Source organism: Xanthomonas euroxanthea, assembly GCF_903989455.1.
Lineage (GTDB): Bacteria > Pseudomonadota > Gammaproteobacteria > Xanthomonadales > Xanthomonadaceae > Xanthomonas > Xanthomonas euroxanthea.
Genome location: NZ_LR861803.1, coordinates 3,148,155 through 3,168,318 on the forward strand (window position 1 = coordinate 3,148,155; position 20,164 = coordinate 3,168,318).

Consider the following 20,164-nt stretch of genomic DNA (forward strand, 5'->3'; position numbering starts at 1 on the left):
TCAATGGATGTCCTGGTACATCGTCGCCGGCAATTCGGTCAATGCCTGCGCCTCGACCTCAAGGTCGAAACTGTCCAGGCAGCAGCCGCAGCCGCTGTTTTCCGAACACGTGCGGATCTGCGGCGCCCAGCGGTCGAGCCAGGCGAACAGCAGGTCCTGTTCGCCTCGCTGGTCGGCTAGCGCGGTCACGGTGACGCGCCGCAGCGGCATCAGACCTGCACGCCTTCACGTGCGGCGATGGTGTGCACGTCCTTGTCGCCCCTGCCGGACAGGTTGCACAGGATCAGCGCATCCTTGGGCATCTCGCGCGCGAGCTTGATCGACTGCGCCACTGCATGGCTGGATTCGAGTGCGGCCAGGATGCCTTCGGTATGCGCCAGCAGATGGAAGGCGGCCATCGCTTCGTCGTCGGTGATGCCCTGGTAGACCGCACGCCCGCTGTCGGACAGGAACGAATGCTCTGGGCCCACGCCCGGGTAATCCAGCCCCGCAGAAATCGAATGGGTTTCGGTGATCTGGCCGTCGTCGTCGCAGATCACATAGGTGCGATTGCCATGCAGGACGCCGGGGCGCCCGGCCGCGATCGACGCCGCATGACGGCCGCTGGCGATGCCGTCGCCGGCCGCTTCGGCGCCGTAGATCTTGACACCTGGGTCGTTGAGGAATGCATGGAACAGGCCGATCGCATTGCTGCCGCCGCCGACGCAGGCGCTGAGCGCATCCGGCAGGCGGCCGAAATCTTCCAGCATCTGCGCGCGCGCTTCGCGGCCGACAATCGCGTTGAAGTCGCGCACCATGCGCGGATACGGATCCGGGCCGGCCACGGTGCCGATGATGTAGAAGGTGTCCTGCACGTTGGTGACCCAGTCGCGCATCGCTTCGTTGAGCGCGTCCTTGAGCGTGGCCGAGCCGGAGGTCACCGGGATCACGGTCGCGCCGAGCAACTTCATGCGGTAGACGTTGATCTTCTGCCGCTCGATGTCGGTGGCACCCATGTAGACCACGCATTCCAGGCCCAGCCGCGCGGCCACCGTGGCGCTGGCCACGCCATGCTGGCCGGCACCGGTCTCGGCAATGATGCGGGTCTTGCCCATGCGGCTGGCCAGCAAGGCCTGGCCGATGGTGTTGTTGATCTTGTGCGCGCCGGTGTGGTTGAGGTCTTCGCGCTTGAGCAGGATCTGCGCGCCGCCCACTTCGCGGCTCAGGCGCTCGGCGTGATAGATCGGGCTGGGCCGGCCGACGTAGTGCTTGAGATCCTTGTCGTATTCGGCAATGAAGGCCGGATCCTGGCGCGCCTGGTCGTAGGCGGCAGACAGCTCCTGCAAGGGGCCGATCAAGGTCTCGGCGACAAACCGGCCACCGAACTTGCCGAAGTGGCCGGCAGCGTCCGGATAGGCGTAAAAGTCACTGATGGGCTGGGCCGACATGGAAATCCTCTGCAGCGATGCGGTCGTACATGAGGCATTACTGTAGCGCAGCCACGGCGTGCGATAAATCGATAAGATTGCCGCAACCTGTGATCTGGACTCACATATGAGCACACTGCTTCCGCCGCTGGCAGCGCTGCGCGCGTTCGAATCCGCCGCACGTCTGCAGAGCGTCAGCCGGGCCGCGCAGGAGCTGCACGTGACCCATGGCGCCATCAGCCGGCACGTGCGCTCGCTGGAACAGGCGCTGGGCACGGCGCTGTTCACCCGCCAGGGCCGCGGCCTGATGCTCACGCCTGCCGGCGCCAGGCTGCGCGATGCCACCGGCGAAGGCTTTGCGCTGATCGGCGACACCTGGGCAGCGTTGCGGCGCCCCACCAGCGAGGCGCCGCTGGTGCTGGGCTGCTCCGGCAGCCTGCTCGCGCGCTGGGTCATCCCGCGGCTGGGCAGGCTGCAGCGGGATCTGCCGCAGCTGCGCCTGCACTTGTCGGCCAGCGAACAGGCGCCCGGTCCGGACCTGGATGGCCTGGATGCGGCCTTGCTGCTGGACACCCCGCCGTGGCCAGGCGAGTGGCAGGTGCACGAGCTGGGCGTGGAGTGGATCGGCCCGGTGCTGAGCCCGCAGCTGGCATCGGCCACCCGGCTCGATAGCAGCGCGGCGACCGCCCTGCTCGACCACGCCTTGCTGCACACCCGCTCGCGCCCGCAGGCCTGGCCGGAATGGGCGCAACGCCACGGCCTGGCACCCGAGGCGCTGGGCTTCGGCACCGAATTCGAACATCTGGTCTATCTGCTGGAGGCGGCCGCGGCCGGCCTGGGCGTGGCGATCGCACCGCAACCGCTGGTTGCCGCGGACCTGGCCGCCGGGCGCCTGCTGGCGCCCTGGGGCTTTACGCCGACGCGCGGCCGCTGGGTGCTGTGCGCCGCAAGGCGCAACCCCGATCAGCGCATCGAACAGCTCGCCGGCTGGTTGTGTAGCGCACTTTCAGAAGATCAGCAGCGCACCACGGATGCCGCAAGCGCCTAATCGGAACTCTCAAATCGCCCCGATCGACGAAACAAGGGGCCAAGCAATCACCGGGAAATCGAAGACCTCAAGAGCAATCAAAACAACGAAGCAGACTGCCCGCTCCGATTCCCCAATCCCGATTCCCGATTCCCGCCCCCCCAACTCACCCCATCTCGTGGCAATCGGCCCGGCGCACTTCTTCGACGAACTTGCGCATCATGTGGCCGTCCTTGATCCCCGGCGCCAGCTCCACGCCGCTGGACACGTCCACGCCCCACGGCAGCGTCGCCACGATCGCATCGAACACGTTGTCGGCGGTGATGCCACCCGCCAGCAGAAACGGGCGATGCAGGCCGGTCGGCAGCCGCGACCAATCGAAGGTCTTGCCGGTACCGCCACCGGCGCCGGGCGCATGGCTGTCGAACAGGAAACCGGCGGTATTGGGATAGGCAAGCTGCAAGGTCCGCGCGTTGGCGTCCTCGCCGTTCATGCCGGTGCTGCCCATCGGTATGGCCTTGAGATACGGCAGGTTGAAGCTGCGGCAGAACGCGTCGTCTTCCTCGCCATGAAACTGCAGCAAGGTCGGGCGCACGGTACGCACCACTTCGCGCACTTCTTCCTTGGAATTGTTGCGGAACAAGGCCACCACATCGACCATCGGCGCGGTGGCCTGGCGCATTGCGCGCGCCTCGGCCGGCGCCACGCGGCGCGGGCTGCCATGCGCAAAAATGAACCCCACCGCGTCCACACCCAGCTCGCCGGCCAGTCGAATATCACCGGCGCGAGTCATGCCACAGAACTTGATACGGGTGCGGTACAGCGATCGATTCATTGGGTTACCTCAGCGGGCAGATGCCACTCTGCGGGATACAACGGCCCGATGAAGACCAGACCTTGTGGCGGCGCTGTCGGCCCGGCCACCGTGCGGTCGCGACCGGCCAGCAACGTCGCGATCCAGTCGCCCGGTTGTTCCCCGGTTCCGATCAGGATCAGCGAACCAACAATATTCCGCACCATGTGATGAAGGAATGCATTGGCCTGGACCTGCACCTCCACCACCTCGCCGATGCGTTGCACGCTGATGGCCTGCAGGTTGCGGCGTGCGTGCAAGGCCTGGCATTGCACGCTGCGGAATGCGCTGAAGTCGTTCTCGCCCAATAACGCCTGCGCGGCCGCGTGCATGGCATCGGCATCCAGCGGGCGGCGTTCCCAGCTCAAGGTCTGGCGATACAGCGCCGGGCGTATCTGCCGGTTGAGCAGGCGATACCGGTAACGGCGTGCGCGCGCGGAAAACCGCGCGTGGAAGTCGGCGGCCGCCGGTACGCACCAGCGCACCGCGATCGAGGGCGGCAGGCGCGCGGTGGTGCCCAGCATCCAGCCACGCGGCGCGCGGTGCGCATCGCTGTCGAAATGCACCACCTGGCACTCGCCATGCACGCCGGCATCGGTGCGGCCTGCGCATACCACCTGCACCGGGGCATCGGCCACCGAGGACAGCGCCGCCTGCAGGCTGGCCTGCACGCTCGGCCCACCCTGCTCACCCAACTGCTGCCAGCCCTGGAACTCGCTGCCGTCGTACTCCACGCCCAGCGCGTAACGCATCGGAACCTGCCTGTTGTCGAATCGATGGAGCGTGCGCGGACTAGCCGACGGCGTGCTCGGACCACACCGCCAGCGTGTTACCGCCCGGCTCGCGGAAATGAAACCGGCTGCCGCCGGGAAAACCGAACACCGGCTTGACGATCTCGCCACCGGCAGCGCGTACGCGCTCGCCCATGGGCTCCAGCGCGTCGGCATACAGCACGATCAGCGGACCCGCATCTGCCGACGCTGCCGCAGTGGCGCGATAGAAACCACCGTCCAGACGACCGTCATTGAAGGCCAGATAATCCGGACCATAGGCCTGAAACTGCCAGCCGAACACGGTTTCGAAAAACGCGCGGCTGGCATCCAGATCGAGCGAGGCAAATTCCACGTAATCGATACGGCGCTCGCGTGCGGCGGCTTGTGCGGCGGCCAGGCTGTCCAGCGCCGGGCTCATGCCAGCCGCTCCAGCAGTTCGGCGGCTTCGGCGCGGGTGGCCTCATCGCCGGTTGCAGCCACCTCCAGCAACAAGCCACGCGCGGTGTCCGTGTCGCCGAGATCCATGTAGGCCACGGCCAGTTCCAGACGATCGCGGCCTGCAGAGACGAACCCCCTGGTGCTCACCGCGCTGGGCGCAGCGGCCGGGGCGATAGGCACCGGGTCGATCTCCGGGCTGTCCTGCGTGGCGACCGAGGCAAGCGGCACGCCCGGCGCGCGATCGTTGCCGGCGCGCGTGGCGTCTACGTCCTGCGGCTGGCCGTACGGAAGCTCCGCAGGCGCGGACCTCACCTGCTCCGGCACCGGTTCCTCAGGCGCAGCGAACTCCGGCTGCACCACCGGAGGCGCTGGCGGCGTCGCACGCAGCGAGCGCCAATCCTCGCTGGCAACCACCGGCGGCGCTGCGACAGGCTCGGACAGCAGCGGTTCGCGACGCAACACATCGGACAGCGGCTGTTGCGCCTGGTAGGCGCGCTCGTCTTCGCGCAGATCCGCCTGCTCGAATTCGGTTTCATGCAGCACATCGTGCTCGCTGGGCACGGTGGCCTGTGCATCGTCCTGCGGCGCGGCGGTGTCTGCCGCGGCGCCGGCAGGCACGATGTCGAACTGACGCTGCGGCAACGGCGGCAGCGGCGAGGGCTTGCGCCGGCGTGCCGCCAGCCAGGCGACGATCGCCGCGACGATCAACACCAGCCCGCCGATCAACCACAGTGGAAAACCGCCACCCTGCTGCGCCGCGGCCGGCGTTTCGGACAAGCGCTTCTGCGCGGCCGCCAGGTCGGTGTCCTTCATTGCGATCAAGGCTTGCTGTTGCTGCTTGAGCTTTTCCAGATCGGCCACGCGGGTGCGCAGATCCTGCAATTCCGCATCGCGGGTGGCGATGTCTTCCCTGGCCTGTTGCAACTGTTGGTTGGCCGCCATGTCGCCCTCGCCTTCGGCACTGGTGCCGGACGTGGCGCCGGCCTGGTTGGTCTGACTCGCCACTGCGGGGGCGATCTCGAGCCGCGCGCCGGCACCTGCCGACGTCGCGACAGCTGCGGCAGGCGACGGCGTTGCAGCAGCGGCGCCGGCCTCGGCCGGCTGCGGAACCGCCGCGCGCGCCTGTCGCCACTGCGCGGCCTGCTCGCGCACCATCACCGCCGCTTCGGCAGCGCCGACCTGCGCCAGCGCATCTTCCTGCGGGGTGCGCAGCACCGCACCCTGCTTCAAGCGATTGATGTTGCCGTCGATGAAGGCATCCGGGTTGGTGCGCAGCAACGCCAGCATGGTCTGGTCGAGCGAATGCCCGTTGGAACGGGCCACGGCGGCAGCGATTTCGGACAAGGTCTGGCCCGAGCGCACCGCCGGCAGCGCATCGCCGGCCGGCGCCGGCGCGGCAGCGCGCGTGCCGGAACGTGTGCCGGGCGCCACTGCGTCGGCAGCCTGCCCGGCGCGTCCGGCAACGGCTGCGGGCGCGGCGGCCGGCTCACGTGCGATGGCATTGCTGGCCCCGGCGCGCGGCGCCTCGATGGCAGGCCCGGCGATCGCAGCCGCGGTATTGGGCGCATCGACCAGTGCGGAATACTCGCGCACCAGCCGGCCCTGGCCCCACTCCACCTCGATCAGGAAGTTGATCGCCGGCTGGTCCACTGCCTGGCTGCTGGTCACGCGGATCACCGCACGCCCGCGCGCGTCCTGCGCGAACTGGAACTGCAGGTTGCTGACCAGGCCCTGCGGGCGCTCCAGGCCGACCCGTGCAAACGTAGTGGCCGATGCCAGCGCCACGCGTGCGTTGTCGAGTTCGCCCGGCTCGTTGGAGATGACCGGAATCTCGGCCACCAATGGCTGCCCCGGCCGGGACAGCACCCGGATATCGCCCAGGCCCAACGCAATTGCAGCGCCGCTGCAGGCCATCAGCAGCAGCGCACCTATCCCTTGTATCGGACGCATCGCGCCCCCGCCCCTATGTTTCATGGGCATCAATATAGCCGCTGCATGGGCGAAAAAGTCGGCGCCCCCCGCGCAGAGCGCGCATGCCGTGGCGATACCGCGATGCGACATCCATGCAGCAGGCCATCGGCAGCGCGTTGGCAGGAGCGCACTTGTGCGCGATGAGGCTTCACCGGGACAGCTTCATCGCGCGCCAGCGCGCTCCTACGGGCTACCCGTGGTCAGCCTTCCTGGGCAACCAGCTCGGCCAGCTGCACGGCGTTGAGCGCGGCGCCCTTGCGGATGTTGTCCGAGACGATCCACAGGTTCAGGCCGCGCGGATGCGACAGATCCTCACGGATGCGGCCGACGAACACCGCGTCCTTGCCGGACGCGTGCGTGACCGGCGTCGGGTAGCCGCCAGGCTTGCGCTCGTCCACCACTTCCACGCCGGGCGATGCGGACAGCAGCGCGCGCGCATCGTCGACGGTGATCTTGTCGCGGGTTTCGATCGCCACCGCTTCGGAGTGCCCGTAGAACACCGGCACGCGCACGGCGGTGGGGTTCACCTGGATGGAGTCATCGCCCAGGATCTTGCGCGTCTCCCAGACCAGCTTCATCTCTTCCTTGGTGTAGCCGTTGTCCTGGAAGTCGTCGATGTGCGGAATCAGGTTGAAGGCGATCTGCACCGGGAAACGCTGCGGGTCGATCTGCTGGAAGCTCAGCAGCTCGCTGGTCTGCTTGCCCAGCTCTTCCATCGCCGAACGCCCGCCGCCGGAGACCGACTGGTAGGTCGCCACATTGATGCGCTCGATGCCGTACTTGCGGTGGATCGGGCCGAGCGCGACCAGCATCTGCATGGTCGAGCAATTGGGGTTGGCGACGATGCCGCGCGGGCGCTGCTTCAGCGCTTCGGGATTGACCTCCGAGACCACCAGCGGCACGTCGTCGTCGTAACGGAACGCGGAGGAATTATCGATCACCACCGCGCCGGCGGCGGCGAACTTGGGGCCGTACTCCTTGGACACGCTGCCGCCCGCGGAAAACAGCGCGATGTCCACGCCGGTGGGGTCGAAGTCGGCCAGATCCAGCACATCGACCTTGCCGCCATTGAACTCGACCTGCCCGCCGGCCGAGCGTGCCGAGGCCAGCGCGTACAGGGTGGCGACCGGGAAGTTGCGCTCGGCCAGGATGCTCAGCATGGTCTCGCCGACAGCGCCGGTGGCGCCCACGACCGCGACGTTGAAACGACGGTTTTCGTTGCTCATGAGATTGTCTTTATCGAATGGGGAAAGAGGGGAACGCGCTTGCGCAGTGGGTTCGGGGAACCTCCAAAGCTGGCCGCGGAGGTTCCCTATCGTTTGGTCGTGGTGGTTTTGCCGGCGCCGGTGTTGGTCGCTTCGCCATCGCGCACGCCGGCCTGTTTGGCAGCGGCCACCGCATCGGCATTCAGCGCGCTCGGCGGATGGCCGGCATTGGGGCCTTTGCCCAGCGCGGCAATCAGGTTGTCCACCGCCAGCTGCACCATTGCGCGGCGCGTGGCCAGGCTGGCGCTGCCGATATGCGGGGTGAGCACGACGTTGTGCAGGGCCAGCAGTTCGGGACGGACCGCAGGTTCGCCTTCATAGACATCCAGGCCGGCGGCGGCCAGGCGCCCATTGGCGAGCGCATCGGCCAGCGCGATTTCATCGACCAGGCCGCCGCGCGCGATGTTCACCAGCGTGGCGCTCGCGCGCATCTTGCCCAGCGCGGCGGCATCGATGATGTGATGCGACTCCTTGGTGTACGGCAGCACCAGGACCAGGTGATCGGACTGCGCCAGCAGCGTGTCGAAGTCCACGTACCGCGCGCCGAGCGCCTGTTCGGTGGCGGCCGGCAGCTGGCTGCGGTTGTGATACAGCACGCGCATGCCAAAGCCGTGCGCGCCACGGCGGGCGATGCCCTGCCCGATCCGGCCCATGCCCAGGATGCCCAGCGTGCTGCCGTGGATATCGGCGCCGAGCATGGTCTTGAACGACCACTGCCCCCACTGCCCGTCGCGCAACCAGCGCTCGGCTTCGGTGATGCGGCGCGCAGTGGCCATCAGGACTGCAAAGCCGAGATCGGCCGTGGTCTCGGTCAGTACATCGGGCGTGTTGCTGGCCAGGATGCCGGCTGCACTGAGTGCGTCCAGATTTAGGTTGTTGTAGCCCACCCCGACATTGGCGATCGCACGCAGCCGCGGCGCGGAGCCGATTTCCGTCGCGCCGATACGCTCGTTGAGGGTGATCAAGGCACCGTCCAGCGATGCCAGCCGCACCGCCAGCTCGGCCGGCGAATACGCAGTGACGCGCTCGGTGGTGGTCAGCTCGAAATGCTCGCCCAGCTGCGCGACGACATCGTCGAACAGCGGCTGGCTGACCCACACCTTGGGGCGCGTTGCTTCAGACATCGACCTGACCAGGAATACGTGGCGCCACCTCGCCGACATCGCCGCACTGGGCGCGATGACGCAAGGCCTGATCCATCAGCACCAATGCCATCATCGCCTCGGCGATCGGGGTGGCGCGGATGCCGACGCAGGGGTCGTGGCGGCCGGTGGTGATCACATCGACCACCGCGCCATCCGCATCCACGGTCGCGCCGGGCAGGCGCAGGCTGGAGGTTGGCTTGAGCACCATCGAGGCGGTGATCGCCTGGCCGGTGGAAATGCCGCCCAGGATGCCGCCGGCATGATTGCTGAGGAAGCCTTCCGGGGTGATCAGGTCGCGGTGCTCGGTGCCCTTCTGCGCGGCGCTGGCGAAGCCGTCGCCGATCTCCACGCCCTTGACCGCGTTGATGCTCATCAGGGCGGCGGACAGTTCGGCATCGAGCTTGCCGTAGATCGGCTCGCCCCAGCCCGCCGGCACGCCGCCGGCCACCACGTCCACGCGCGCACCGACCGAATCGCCGGACTTGCGCAGCGCGTCCATGTAGGTTTCCAGCTCCGGCACCTGATCGGCATGCGGCCAGAAGAACGGATTGTCCTCGACCGCATTCCAGTCGAAACCGGTCGGGCGGATCTCGCCCAGCTGCGACAGGAACCCGCGCACCAGCACGCCATGGCGCTGCATGAGCCACTTCTTGGCGATCACCCCGGCGGCCACGCGCATGGTGGTCTCGCGCGCGGACGAGCGCCCACCACCGCGCGGATCGCGGATGCCGTACTTCTGCCAATAGCTGTAGTCCGCGTGCCCGGGACGGAACTGCTGGGCGATGTTGCTGTAGTCCTTGCTGCGCTGATCGGTATTGCGGATCAGCAGGCCGATCGGCGTGCCGGTGGTGCGGCCTTCGTAGACGCCGGACAGGATCTCGATGTCGTCGGCTTCGCGGCGTGCGGAGGTGTGCCGGCTCTTGCCGGAGGCACGCCGTTGCAGATCGTGGGTGAAGTCTTCCGGCGCGATCTCCAGGCCCGGCGGGCAACCGTCGACCACGCAGCCGATCGCCGGCCCATGCGACTCGCCGAAGGTGGTGACCGTCAACAGGCGGCCGAAACTGTTACTGCCCATGACGGCATCCTCTCAACATTGCAGCAGGTGGCATGGCGCGCAGCAAGCGCGGCAGATGACGTACCGCCACCAGCATCGGTGCCACCGCCAACAGGCCGCTGAACACCAGCGCAAAGACATCCAGCTTAATGCGCCCACTCAGCAGCCAATCGGCGAGCAGGTGCAGCGCAACGCCAGTTCCGACCAGCAGGCCGAGTGCCACAATGAGCGTGCGGCGCCGATGCGCACGCAAGGCCGCATCCGAACTGACCACCACGATCCACGCCGACACCAGGCCGAAAAACGCCATCAGGCCGAAGCCGATCTCCGCCCCCGCCCTAAACAAGCGCTGTGGCAAGGGACCGCCGTACATCGGGTCGAACAGGCGGTACACCACGTCGATCAAACTGAGCGGAATGCCGACGCCGAAGATGGACACCGGCAGCAGCAACAGCAGATCGCCCAGCTGCGGCCGCGTTGTGGACGACTCAGCGCGCACTGGCCAGCTCGGCGATGCGCGCGCCGTGCGCGATCAGCTCGCGGCATTCCACCGCGAAGATGCCCATCTGCCCGACCTTGAACTCGACCCAGGCCAGATCCACTTCCGGCAGCAGCTTGATCAGGTGCTGCTCGGACTCGCCCACTTCGCAGATCAGCAGACCGTCCTCGCTGAGGTGCTGCGGCGCATCGCGCAGGATCTTCAGCACCAGATCCAGGCCATCGTCGCCCGCGCGCAACCCCAGCTCCGGCTCGTAGGAATACTCCTGCGGCAGCGCGTCGGTTTCGTCGTTGGTGACATACGGCGGGTTGGTGACGATCAGGTCGTACTGGCGGCCGCCCAGCCCGGCGAACAGGTCCGACTTGAGCAGGGTGACGTTGTCGGCATGCAGGCGCGCCTTGTTTTCGGCGGCCAGTGCCAGCGCGTCGTCGCTGATGTCCACGCCGTCCACGTCCCACTGCGGGTTGTAGTGGCCCATGGCGATGGCGATACAGCCCGACCCGGTGCACAGGTCCAGCGCGCGAGTGACTTCGCGGCCGCCCAGCCAGGGTTCGAAGCCGGCTTCGATCAACTCGGCGATCGGCGAGCGCGGCACCAGCGCGCGCGCATCGCTCTTGAAACTGAGCCCGGCGAACCAGGCCTCGCCGGTCAGGTACGCCGCCGGCACGCGCTCGTTGATGCGGCGCTCGAACAAGCCCAGCACCTGCTCCTTTTCCGAACGCAGCAGACGCGCCTGGCCATACGCCGGGCCCAGATCGTGCGGCAGGTGCAGGCTGTGCAGGACCAGCTGGGTGGCCTCGTCCAGCGCATTGTCGTAGCTATGGCCGAAAGTCAGACCGGCTGCATTAAAACGGCTGGTGCCGTAGCGGATCAGGTCGATGATGGTGTGCAGTTCGTCGGCCGCGGCGGCAGTCATGGTAACAACTAAAGAGGAATCGGCCCCCGATTATAGAGGTCGGATCGGTATCATGAGCGTCCGTTGCACTGGAAACCGCCATGTTCAATCGCAATACCGGCATCGTGCTGCTGGTGGCGCTGGCCGCCGGCCTGGGGCTGTTGCTGGGCCAGAAGTTCCTCGGCGCCGCGCCCAGCTCGCCGTGGCCGCCCACCCGGACCATCACCTTCTATCCGCAGCCACGCACCCTGCCGCAGTTCAGCCTGCGCCAGTCCGACGGCACCCAGCTGGTGCCCGGCGAGCTGAAGGGACATTGGACGCTGGTGTTTTTGGGTTTCACCTTCTGCCCGGATGTCTGCCCGACCACGCTGACGGACCTGGCGGTGGCGCAACAGCAATGGGAAACCATCCCCGATGGCCTGCGCCCGCGCGTGCTGTTCGTGTCGGTGGACCCGCAGCGCGATCCGCCGGCACGCCTGGGCGACTACGCGCATGCCTTCCACAAGGACACCCTGGCCGCCACCGCCGATGTGCCGGCGCTGCAGCGCTTCGCCACCGCGCTGGGCTTCGTGTTCCAGAAGGTGCCGGGCAAGGGTTTTGCGGACAATCCCAACGACTACAGCATGGATCACTCGGCCGGCATCGCCGTGCTCGACCCGCAGGGCCGCCTGGCCGGGCTGATTCGTCCCCCGCTCGACCCCAAGGCGATCGCCACCGACCTCCAGCAACTGACCAAGGTAACCGCCCCGTGAGTCTCGTCACTTCCCTGACCTACGTGCTGCCGCACCGGTTGCTGTCCTCGCTGGCACGCGCGCTGGCCTATTCCGACACGCCATCCACCAAGCAGTGGTTGATCGACACGGTCACGCGCAAGTTCGGCGTGGACCTGGGCGAAGCACTGGAGCCGGACCCGCGCGCCTATCCCACCTTCAATGCATTCTTCACCCGCGCGTTGAAGCCGGGCGCACGCGTGCCCGATGCCGACCCTGCGGCGCTGCTCATGCCTGCCGACGGCCGCATCAGCCAGCTCGGCCCGATCGAGAACGGCCGCATCTTCCAGGCCAAGGGGCAGTCGTTCACTGCCGCCGAATTGCTCGGCGACGCCGAAGCCGCGCAGCCGTTCACCGATGGCCTGTTTGCCACCGTCTATCTCTCGCCCAAGGACTACCACCGCGTGCACATGCCGTGGACCGGCACCCTGCGCGAAACCGTGCATGTGCCCGGCCGCCTGTTCAGCGTGGGACCGGATGCGGTGCGCAACGTGCCGCGGCTGTTCGCGCGCAACGAGCGCCTGGTCTGCCACTTCGACACCGACTTCGGCCCGATGGCCTCGGTGATGGTGGGCGCGCTGCTGGTATCGGGCGTGGAGACGGTGTGGAGCGGCGTGGAGATCCCGCGCTATGGCGATCGCATCACGCGCAAGGACTATCGCGGCAAGGGCATCGTGCTGGAGCGGTTTGCGGAGATGGCGCGCTTCAACTACGGCTCGACCGTGATCGTGCTGCTGCCGCCAGGTGTCGCCAAGCTCGAAGGCGGACTTGCTGCAGAGACGGCGGTTCGCCTGGGGCAAGCGCTCGCACGTCGCCAGGCGGGCTGATCACCGCCGCGCGCCTGCGATGCCCGCTTCGGTTGCAAGTGATGCAACGCAGCGACGCCCTGGTAGGAGCGGGCCTGACCGCGACAGGGCCTTCTCGACGACGTTCAATGCGCAGGCGCATGTTGCCCTCCCAGCCTCCGATGTAGAGCATCCTCGCCTGCGCTGGAACTACCGGGACTGCTTCGTCGCGTCCAGGTCCGCTCCTACAACGGCGCGGCCCGGCGCAGTGCCCCGATGCGGTAGGCCCGCACTGACCAACGATCTCCGCTGGTCAGCTCGATGACCTACGCCGAGCAGGAGCACCGGTCCGCGACGAAACACCGCCGTGACGGTGTCATCGCCGCCAGACCGGCTCGCTACAAGACCGATGCCCAGTCCGGCTCCCAACAAGACGATGCGGGTGTAGGAGCGGGCCCGACCGCGACGTGGCATTCGCAGTGCGGCTGGGGGCGCTTGCGCCTTTCTGACTCCGGCCTCCGATTCGGAACTGCCTTGCCTGTGCCGATGAAGCTACCGGGACTGCCTCGTCGCGGCCGGGTCCGCTCCTACGGGGGCGACGACCGCTCTTACGGATCGTCCGCCCAGCGCAGCTCGCTAATGCGGCTGGCCGATGTTCTAACCGACGTGGTACTGCAAGCGCTGCTCAGCGATCGCAGCCGGCCAGCTTGATGCTTTGCCCCGGCTTGAGCGCGTACGACGGCGCCTTCAGGCCATTGGCCTTAGCCAGTTCCTTGATCTCGCACTGGTATCTCTGCGCGACGCGGCCGAGCGTGTCGCCCCTGGCGATGGTGTAGCTGCGCGCCTGCCTGGCCTTGGGCTTGGCGATCGCCGGCTGGCCGGTGGCCACGGTGGTCGGCACGCCGGCCATCGGGCTGACATCGCCCACCGCCACGCTTGGCACGTACTCCGGAGCGCCGCTGCTGCGCACGATCGCGCTGTTGAGGTCGGCAGTGATCAGGGTGCGCGCCAGGTCCGCGCGCGGGCCGCTGACGCAGTAGCGCGTGTACAGGCTGGCGATGCGGTTGGTGGCGTTGATGACGGTGCCCGCCGGGATCCAGCCATCGGATTCGTAGCGCGGGTTGAGGTTGCGCAGTGCGCGCATGTAGCCGTCGCGCGTACCCATGCTGCCCAGGCAGATGGTGAGCTCGTAGATGGTGGTGGACTTGGCCAGCTTCAGCGTGGCCGGCTGCGCGTCGAGCTTGGCGAAATCCACGCCGTACTGGCGCGGGTGCAGGAAGATCCAGGCCGCCGCGATCACCATCGGCACGTAGTCCTTGGTTTCGGCCGGGAACTGGTTGTAGACGTCCTGCTCCCAGAACCCGCGCCCGCCACTCTGCGTGAACACGCGCGCGGCGCGGCCCTCGCCCCCGTTGTAGGCGGCCAGCGCCAGTTCGATGTTGCGGTTGAGCCCGGCCATGCGCTCGTTGAGGTAGGCGGCGCTGGCTTCGGCGGCGCTGCGTGCATCAAAGCGCGTGTCGAAACCGGTGCCGTCCGGGCCCAGCCCGAAGCGACGCCCGGTGGCGGGCATGAACTGCATCAACCCAGCCGCACCGGCGCGCGAGCTCGCGTGCACCTTGCCGTTGGATTCCTTGGCCATGATGCCGAACAGCAGCGCCTCGGGCAGGCCGCGTTTCTGCCATTCCGGCCACATCACCCCGCGCAGGTTGCTGTAGTTCTCGTAGCTGGTCAGCAGCGCCGGGCGCATGTCGGTCAGCCAGCGGCGGATGCCGGCCTGCACCGCCGGGTTGTACTGCACCATCTTGTCGAAATCGTGGCGCTGGTCGTTGAGCAGCGTGGCCGCACGCGCCGCCTCGGGCACGCCGTTGGCCGCCGGGCCGAGGTGGTCCGGGTCGGCCTGCAGCAGCGTGTCGTCGTCTTCCGGATCCTCGGCCGCCGGGGCCTCGGCATCGGCGCGCGCCTTCAGTAGGCGCTTGTAGGTGGCCAGCTGATTGGCGACCAGGCAGCCGCGCTGCTTGATGCAGGCGTCGATGACGTCTTCCATGTCCTCCAGCGCGGCATCGCCTTCGGCGGTGCCCTTGGGGTCGGAGTTGTTCACCAGCACCAGCGCATCGCGGTAACGCTTTTCGGCGGCGGCCATGCGGGCATCGAGCACGGCGGCCTTCTCCGTGTCGCGTTTGGAAATGGCGTGGGCAGCGGGGACGACAGACATCAGCGCCACCACGACCAGAACCGGCCATGGGCGCAAACCAAAATGAGCGAGCGGCATCGTAGGCAGTACAGCGGAAAGGCAGGCAGGGTAGCCGCCGGGGCGACACTGGGGCAAGGCGGCGGGGCCGGCAGGGTCAGTGGGCCGTTAGCTTGGCCGTTGCGCCCGGCGCGTGGAATGCCCGCGGGCACTGGCGGTCAGCGGCTGGCAAACCGGCGGCGGCGTCGAACTGCCTGCTGGCGATTGGCAGCGGACCGGCCGACCAAAGTGCGGGGTCGCCCCCCGCGCGATTTGGCCAGCCACGTTGCCCGCTAGAATCCGGCTTTTCCCACCGGACCTGCGCAATGGCCTCGTTCCTGCTCGGCAAAGGCGTCACCGACGACATCCCGGTCGTGCTGGAAGGACGCTTCGGTAATCGCCACGGGCTGGTGGCCGGCGCCACCGGCACCGGCAAGACCGTGACCCTGATGACCCTGGCCGAAGGCTTCTCGCGCCTGGGCGTACCGGTGTTCCTGGCCGATGTGAAAGGTGATGTCGCCGGCCTGGCGATGGCCGGCGATGGCGCCGCCGGCGTGCTGCAGCGCGCCACGGATATCGGCATCGCCGACTACGCGCCGGCCGCCAGCCCGGTGGTGCTCTGGGACCTGTACGGCCAGCTCGGGCATCCGGTGCGCACCACCGTCAGCGAGATGGGCCCTACCCTGCTGGCGCGCATCCTGGAACTCAACGACACCCAGTCCGGCGTGCTCGACATCGTGTTCAAGCTGGCCGATGACCGTGGCCTGCTGTTGCTGGACCTGGACGACCTGCGCGCATTGCTTGGATTGGTCGTGGAAGAACGCAAGGAGCTGTCCACCAGTTACGGACTGGTCTCCAGCCAGTCGGTGGCGGCGATCCAGCGTGCCCTGCTGCGCCTGGCGCAGGACGGCGGCGAGCACTTCTTCGGCGAGCCGGCGCTGGAACTGGCCGACCTGATGCGCGTGGCGCCGGACGGCCGCGGCGTGATCGGCATCCTGGCGGCCAACCAACTGGTCCTCAAGCCGAAGCTATATTCCACCTTCCTGCTTTGGCTGTTGTCGGAGCTGTTCGAACGTTTGCCCGAGGTGGGCGATCTGGAACACCCCAAGCTGGTGTTCGTGTTCGACGAAGCGCATCTGCTGTTTGACGACGCGCCGGCGGCACTGGTGCAGCGGATCGAGCAGGTCGTTCGGCTGATCCGCTCCAAGGGCGTGGGCGTGTATGTCTGCTCGCAGTTTCCCGACGACATCCCGGACACCATCCTAGGCCAGCTGGGCAATCGCGTGCAGCACGCCTTGCGTGCGTTCACCCCGCGCGATCAGAAGGCGGTCAGGACCGCGGCGCAGACCTTCGTGGCCAATCCCAGGCTCGATGTGGCCACGGCGATCTCCAGCCTGGGCACCGGCGAGGCACTGGTGTCACCACTGCAAGGCAAGGGCGTGCCGGCGCCGGTGCAGCAGACCTTGATCGCCCCGCCACGCTGCCGCATGGGTGCCATCAGCGAGACCGAGCGCGCGCAGGTGCGCGCCGCCAGCCCGGTCGGCACCCGCTACGACACCGCGATCAACCGTGAATCGGCCGCCGAGCTGCTGGCGCGCCGCGTCGAGCAGGTCGCCGAACATAACGCCGCACCGCCGGCGCGCACGCGCGAACAGGACGATGTGCAAGACAGCGGCTTCGGCAAGGCGGTCAAGGACGCGGTGTTCGGCACCAGCCGCCGCCAGGGCATGCTTGAGACGATGGCCAAGCAGACCTCGCGTACGATCGGCAACAGGATCGGCCAGCAGATCGTGCGCGGCATCTTCGGCAGCATCTTTGGCGGGAAGCGCTGATCGCAGTGACACAACCGTGGTTGGGCGATTGCCTGATTGCTTGCCACCAGGCGTTACCAGCCAGAGGTCACATGCAAGCAGGCTCTTGCAACGCTACATCCGCACAGTCGGGAGACCCGCAAGATGCAAGGATACGCAGCTGCCATCACGTCACTCTTCTTGCTTTCCAGCACCGGATCAGTGATCGCTGAGCAGAAGGCACATCAAGTCGACCCACCCACCGCGTGGCCAGCGAGCGGGCAGCACCTGCTCGCTGGCCACTATGTCGGCAAGCTGCACCCAAACAACACGCAGTGCCAGGCCGTCCGCGCAGAACTTTGGCTTGAAGCCATCAAAGGAAACAAGCAAAGCCGGCACTATATTTTGAAGACGACATGTATCGCACCCAAGACGCAACGCGGCACAGCAAGCACTACCGAACGCGGGCCTTGGTGGCTCGATCAAATGGGAGACGAGTGCCTGATTCTCTCGCGCGACGACGTCTCCGATCTCTCGCTCGACCCGAACATGTATGGATTTCGGATCAACCAGGAAACCGGTCCGAATGGACAGCAAGCCGTCTTGTCGTTAGCTCAAGACGGCCATAACTGCCATAGCGGCAGTCCACCAGAACACCGCGACAAGGTGTTGAGACGCGTCCGTTAAGCACGAGCCCAGGTGCCAACGCGCGGAACTGGCTGACTTACATGCTGGTCGCCGCGCGATACGTTAGCCCAGCACGCCATGCAACTTGGCGTATTGCAGCAACATGATGGTCTTGGCATCGGCGATCTCGCCGGTAGCGATCATCGCCAGCGCGGAGTCGAGGGACAGTTCCAGCACCTCGATCTCCTCGCCGTCTTCTTCGAGCCCGCCGCCCTCGCCGACCTTGTCGCCGTCGAAGTATTCGCCGACAAAGAAATACAGACGTTCAGTGACCGAGCCCGGGCTCATGAACGCCTCGAACACCTTGCGCACGTTGTCGATCCGGTAGCCGGTTTCCTCTTCGGTTTCCTTGCGGATGCAGGTCAGCGCATCGTCCTGATCCAGCAACCCGGCGCAGGCTTCGATCAGCATGCCGTCGGGGTTGCCGTTGAGCAGCGTTGGCAAGCGGAACTGGCGGGTGAGCATCACCGTCTGCCTGGCACGGCTATACAGCAGGATGGTGGCGCCATTGCCACGATCGTAGGCCTCGCGCGACAGGGTCTGCCAGCGGCCGTCCTTGCGCTGAAAATCGAACGTGACCTTGCGCAGCACGTACCAATTGTCCGAGAGCACATCGATGCTGCGTATGCGGACCTGCGGGTTGCCGGTGGCGGATGGATTCAAGCGACACTCCTTGTGATGCGAGCGATGGCAGTGCCGGGACGCGGCGCGCCCGGTCGCTCGTATGGGCCGCAAGGATTGCGGCGGGCCACCATGTTACCTACCGCTCAGCCGGCGCGTCAGGCAATGACGCACATAGTGCATCGGCGGCCTGTCGATACACGCATCACGCCATCGGAGACCTGACACGCCCCGACGCAATGTCGGCGCTGACACCAGCCCGGCCGGGCCAGCAAATATCCAGACCGTGCTGGCGACATGCCGCCAAGCATTGGCCATTCCAGACTCAGTTGATTCGCCCTGCCCCAATTGCGCGACGGCACGCGCCACCGCACAATCCGTTCACATCACACGCCTGGGGAGCGTCATGGAAGACCGTTTTCGCGCACGCAAGGTGGCCGCGCAGACCGCGCCGGCACCCTTCTGGACCCGCATTCCTGCCATCGCCAGCTATCCGCTGCGCGGCTCGGCGCTTTACGCATTGATTGCACTGACGCTGTGCAGCGCGCTGCTGGTGCTGCCGGGCATCCTGAAACTGGTGATTGCCGGCGTGCTGGGCATGGCCACCTACACCTATGCCTTCGACATCCTGCGCCATACCGCCGACGGGCAAGCCGATGCTCCGCGGCTGGGCTACAACAGCTTCGACAGCGCGGTGCTGCGGCTGATCCTGCTGGCGTTTGCGCTGGGCATCGTCATCGGTGCGGCAGGCGTGCTGGCGGGCAAGCCCGGCCTGACCATCGCGTACCTGGTGGTGCAGTTGCTGCTGCCGGGCATGATGATTGCGCTGGCCATCGACGGCAGCCTGCGCCGCGCCCTCAACCCGGCCGTGTCGATCGACATGGCTCTGCGCATCGGCTGGCCGTATCTGGCCGCATACGGTCTGCTGTACGTGATCCAGGGCAGCGCTACCGCAGCGATCTTCATCGCGGTGAAGTCTCTGCCGCCGATCGTGCGCGAGGCGACGATCGTGATTGCCTCGATCTGGAGCCTGTTCGCCAGCTTCCACCTGATGGGTTATCTGGTGTACCAGTACCACGAAGAACTGGGCTACGTTCCCAGCGGCGGCGCGGCGTCCGAGCGCGAAGACCCGGATCAGCGCCTGCTCGACGAAGCAGAACAGTACGTGCGCGATGGCCATTCCGAGGAAGCATTCCAGACACTGCGCGCGGCGGTGCGTTCGCGTGCGGTGAGCCTGGCGGTGCACGAGCTGTATCAGCGCCTGCTGCGTCAACACCGTCGCAACGACGAACTGCGCGAGCACACCCGCCAGTACATCAATCGTCTGCTGCAGGAAAGACAGGAGCGTCGCGCGCTCGGGTTGCAGCGCGAAGCGCTGGATGGCGACTCCACGTTCACCCCGCTGACGCCTGAGCAAGCCACCTTGCTGGCCGAGCGTGCGAAGATGGCCGGGCAGTTCCAGCTGGCGACCGATGGCCTACTTGCGGCCATCGCCGCATGGCCGCGCGATCGGATGATGCCGGCCTGGTCACTGGACGCGGGCCTGCTGCTGGCCGAACGGTTCGGCCGCGACGAGCAGGCGCGCGAGGTACTGCAAGACGCACTGGCTCACTGCGACGATGATGCACTGCGCGCGAAGCTGGAAGCCGTGTTGAAAGCAGTGGCGATCCAACCAGCTTGAGCAGCCAAAAAAGTTTTTTAAGGCGCAGCTCAGATGCTCCACCATCGGTCCGTCGCACAACGTGTACTGCTCGCAGCCCTACAGACCGACTATCTCGACTGGTCCTTGCCCGCCCACCGTCGCGGGACCTTACGCGGCATGGATGCCGCGTAAGAGCCTACATGGACGTACTTGCGGCGTGTCCTGCGATGGTGGGCGGGTAAGGGCCCTGCAGCCAGGCTGCAGATCCACCGCTCTGCAACTCATCCATCCGCGCTAGATAATTCTGCTCGAGGCA

At 67.0% G+C, this 20,164-nt stretch carries 19 protein-coding genes; 6 read left to right on the forward strand and 13 right to left on the reverse strand.

The features are described 5' to 3' along the window. Together H7A86_RS13175 and trpB are read right to left on the reverse strand one after the other, a co-directional pair. Positions 1–210, reverse strand: a complete 210-nt coding sequence (locus tag H7A86_RS13175; protein ID WP_119131305.1) for a hypothetical protein — start codon at positions 208–210, stop codon at positions 1–3. Beyond that, complete coding sequence (trpB, locus tag H7A86_RS13180) at positions 210–1,427, reverse strand: tryptophan synthase subunit beta (protein WP_104648020.1); 1,218 nt, start codon at positions 1,425–1,427, stop codon at positions 210–212. Before trpB ends, H7A86_RS13175 begins: the two co-directional genes overlap by 1 nt. 106 nt (positions 1,428–1,533) lie before the next feature. On the opposite strand from trpB, the gene H7A86_RS13185 reads away from it, so the two are divergent. Continuing rightward, the gene (locus tag H7A86_RS13185; RefSeq protein WP_119131304.1) at positions 1,534–2,454 is read left to right on the forward strand and encodes a LysR family transcriptional regulator; all 921 of its coding nucleotides are present in this window, start codon (positions 1,534–1,536) and stop codon (positions 2,452–2,454) included. A 145-nt stretch (positions 2,455–2,599) separates the two neighbouring features. Here the strand turns inward: H7A86_RS13185 and H7A86_RS13190 are convergent, their stop codons facing one another. From H7A86_RS13190 to prmB, 9 genes are all read right to left on the reverse strand, one after another. Next, positions 2,600–3,268 carry a phosphoribosylanthranilate isomerase gene (locus H7A86_RS13190; protein ID WP_104581949.1) on the reverse strand — a complete coding sequence of 223 codons (669 nt, stop codon included), beginning with the start codon at positions 3,266–3,268 and terminating at the stop codon, positions 2,600–2,602. Next, positions 3,265–4,038 carry a tRNA pseudouridine(38-40) synthase TruA gene (gene truA / locus H7A86_RS13195; protein ID WP_104581948.1) on the reverse strand — a complete coding sequence of 258 codons (774 nt, stop codon included), beginning with the start codon at positions 4,036–4,038 and terminating at the stop codon, positions 3,265–3,267. Before truA ends, H7A86_RS13190 begins: the two co-directional genes overlap by 4 nt. Positions 4,039–4,078: 40 nt before the next feature. Next, positions 4,079–4,477, reverse strand: a complete 399-nt coding sequence (locus H7A86_RS13200; RefSeq protein WP_119131303.1) for a VOC family protein — start codon at positions 4,475–4,477, stop codon at positions 4,079–4,081. Continuing rightward, positions 4,474–6,447 carry a motility hub landmark protein FimV gene (locus H7A86_RS13205; protein WP_180707886.1) on the reverse strand — a complete coding sequence of 658 codons (1,974 nt, stop codon included), beginning with the start codon at positions 6,445–6,447 and terminating at the stop codon, positions 4,474–4,476. Before H7A86_RS13205 ends, H7A86_RS13200 begins: the two co-directional genes overlap by 4 nt. Before the next feature lie 221 nt (positions 6,448–6,668). Further along, complete coding sequence (locus tag H7A86_RS13210; protein ID WP_016903697.1) at positions 6,669–7,694, reverse strand: aspartate-semialdehyde dehydrogenase; 1,026 nt, start codon at positions 7,692–7,694, stop codon at positions 6,669–6,671. Positions 7,695–7,780: 86 nt separating this feature from the next. Further along, positions 7,781–8,857 carry a 2-hydroxyacid dehydrogenase gene (locus tag H7A86_RS13215; protein WP_119131301.1) on the reverse strand — a complete coding sequence of 359 codons (1,077 nt, stop codon included), beginning with the start codon at positions 8,855–8,857 and terminating at the stop codon, positions 7,781–7,783. After that, positions 8,850–9,953 (reverse strand): chorismate synthase, encoded by a 1,104-nt coding sequence (aroC, locus tag H7A86_RS13220; protein ID WP_119131300.1) that lies wholly within the window; start codon positions 9,951–9,953, stop codon positions 8,850–8,852. Before aroC ends, H7A86_RS13215 begins: the two co-directional genes overlap by 8 nt. Beyond that, entirely contained in the window at positions 9,943–10,431 is a 489-nt protein-coding gene (locus H7A86_RS13225; protein WP_119131299.1) for a hypothetical protein, read from the reverse strand. The genes aroC and H7A86_RS13225 overlap by 11 nt, the downstream gene beginning before the upstream one ends. After that, positions 10,421–11,347 (reverse strand): 50S ribosomal protein L3 N(5)-glutamine methyltransferase, encoded by a 927-nt coding sequence (prmB, locus tag H7A86_RS13230; RefSeq protein WP_016903701.1) that lies wholly within the window; start codon positions 11,345–11,347, stop codon positions 10,421–10,423. The genes H7A86_RS13225 and prmB overlap by 11 nt, the downstream gene beginning before the upstream one ends. An 80-nt stretch (positions 11,348–11,427) precedes the next feature. Here prmB and H7A86_RS13235 point away from each other — a divergent pair, with 80 nt between their 5' ends. Together H7A86_RS13235 and asd are read left to right on the forward strand one after the other, a co-directional pair. Next, positions 11,428–12,078, forward strand: a complete 651-nt coding sequence (locus H7A86_RS13235; protein WP_119131298.1) for an SCO family protein — start codon at positions 11,428–11,430, stop codon at positions 12,076–12,078. Further along, the gene (gene asd / locus H7A86_RS13240; RefSeq protein ID WP_119131297.1) at positions 12,075–12,923 is read left to right on the forward strand and encodes an archaetidylserine decarboxylase; all 849 of its coding nucleotides are present in this window, start codon (positions 12,075–12,077) and stop codon (positions 12,921–12,923) included. The genes H7A86_RS13235 and asd overlap by 4 nt, the downstream gene beginning before the upstream one ends. Positions 12,924–13,566: 643 nt before the next feature. Here the strand turns inward: asd and H7A86_RS13245 are convergent. Further along, the gene (locus H7A86_RS13245; RefSeq protein ID WP_180707887.1) at positions 13,567–15,150 is read right to left on the reverse strand and encodes a transglycosylase SLT domain-containing protein; all 1,584 of its coding nucleotides are present in this window, start codon (positions 15,148–15,150) and stop codon (positions 13,567–13,569) included. 284 nt (positions 15,151–15,434) lie between these two features. Here H7A86_RS13245 and H7A86_RS13250 point away from each other — a divergent pair, with 284 nt between their 5' ends. Together H7A86_RS13250 and H7A86_RS13255 are read left to right on the forward strand one after the other, a co-directional pair. Beyond that, a complete protein-coding gene (locus H7A86_RS13250) occupies positions 15,435–16,940 on the forward strand; it encodes a helicase HerA-like domain-containing protein (RefSeq protein WP_119131295.1) in 1,506 nt (501 codons plus the stop codon). 123 nt (positions 16,941–17,063) lie between these two features. Further along, complete coding sequence (locus H7A86_RS13255; protein ID WP_232099097.1) at positions 17,064–17,585, forward strand: hypothetical protein; 522 nt, start codon at positions 17,064–17,066, stop codon at positions 17,583–17,585. A 63-nt stretch (positions 17,586–17,648) separates the two neighbouring features. On the opposite strand, the gene nudK is transcribed toward H7A86_RS13255, so the two are convergent. Next, positions 17,649–18,248 (reverse strand): GDP-mannose pyrophosphatase NudK, encoded by a 600-nt coding sequence (gene nudK, locus H7A86_RS13260; protein WP_104581939.1) that lies wholly within the window; start codon positions 18,246–18,248, stop codon positions 17,649–17,651. 364 nt (positions 18,249–18,612) lie between these two features. On the opposite strand from nudK, the gene H7A86_RS13265 reads away from it, so the two are divergent. Then, the gene (locus H7A86_RS13265; protein ID WP_180707888.1) at positions 18,613–19,887 is read left to right on the forward strand and encodes a DUF4013 domain-containing protein; all 1,275 of its coding nucleotides are present in this window, start codon (positions 18,613–18,615) and stop codon (positions 19,885–19,887) included. Positions 19,888–20,164 lie beyond the last annotated feature (277 nt).

Coding starts and splice junctions, on each gene's coding strand:
- H7A86_RS13175 (WP_119131305.1), bottom strand. CDS start 210: ATGCCGCTGCGGCGCGTCACCGTGACCGCGCTAGCCGACCAGCGAGGC.
- trpB (WP_104648020.1), bottom strand. CDS start 1,427: ATGTCGGCCCAGCCCATCAGTGACTTTTACGCCTATCCGGACGCTGCC.
- H7A86_RS13185 (WP_119131304.1), top strand. CDS start 1,534: ATGAGCACACTGCTTCCGCCGCTGGCAGCGCTGCGCGCGTTCGAATCC.
- H7A86_RS13190 (WP_104581949.1), bottom strand. CDS start 3,268: ATGAATCGATCGCTGTACCGCACCCGTATCAAGTTCTGTGGCATGACT.
- truA (WP_104581948.1), bottom strand. CDS start 4,038: ATGCGTTACGCGCTGGGCGTGGAGTACGACGGCAGCGAGTTCCAGGGC.
- H7A86_RS13200 (WP_119131303.1), bottom strand. CDS start 4,477: ATGAGCCCGGCGCTGGACAGCCTGGCCGCCGCACAAGCCGCCGCACGC.
- H7A86_RS13205 (WP_180707886.1), bottom strand. CDS start 6,447: ATGCGTCCGATACAAGGGATAGGTGCGCTGCTGCTGATGGCCTGCAGC.
- H7A86_RS13210 (WP_016903697.1), bottom strand. CDS start 7,694: ATGAGCAACGAAAACCGTCGTTTCAACGTCGCGGTCGTGGGCGCCACC.
- H7A86_RS13215 (WP_119131301.1), bottom strand. CDS start 8,857: ATGTCTGAAGCAACGCGCCCCAAGGTGTGGGTCAGCCAGCCGCTGTTC.
- aroC (WP_119131300.1), bottom strand. CDS start 9,953: ATGGGCAGTAACAGTTTCGGCCGCCTGTTGACGGTCACCACCTTCGGC.
- prmB (WP_016903701.1), bottom strand. CDS start 11,347: ATGACTGCCGCCGCGGCCGACGAACTGCACACCATCATCGACCTGATC.
- H7A86_RS13235 (WP_119131298.1), top strand. CDS start 11,428: ATGTTCAATCGCAATACCGGCATCGTGCTGCTGGTGGCGCTGGCCGCC.
- H7A86_RS13245 (WP_180707887.1), bottom strand. CDS start 15,150: ATGCCGCTCGCTCATTTTGGTTTGCGCCCATGGCCGGTTCTGGTCGTG.
- H7A86_RS13250 (WP_119131295.1), top strand. CDS start 15,435: ATGGCCTCGTTCCTGCTCGGCAAAGGCGTCACCGACGACATCCCGGTC.
- H7A86_RS13255 (WP_232099097.1), top strand. CDS start 17,064: ATGCAAGGATACGCAGCTGCCATCACGTCACTCTTCTTGCTTTCCAGC.
- H7A86_RS13265 (WP_180707888.1), top strand. CDS start 18,613: ATGGAAGACCGTTTTCGCGCACGCAAGGTGGCCGCGCAGACCGCGCCG.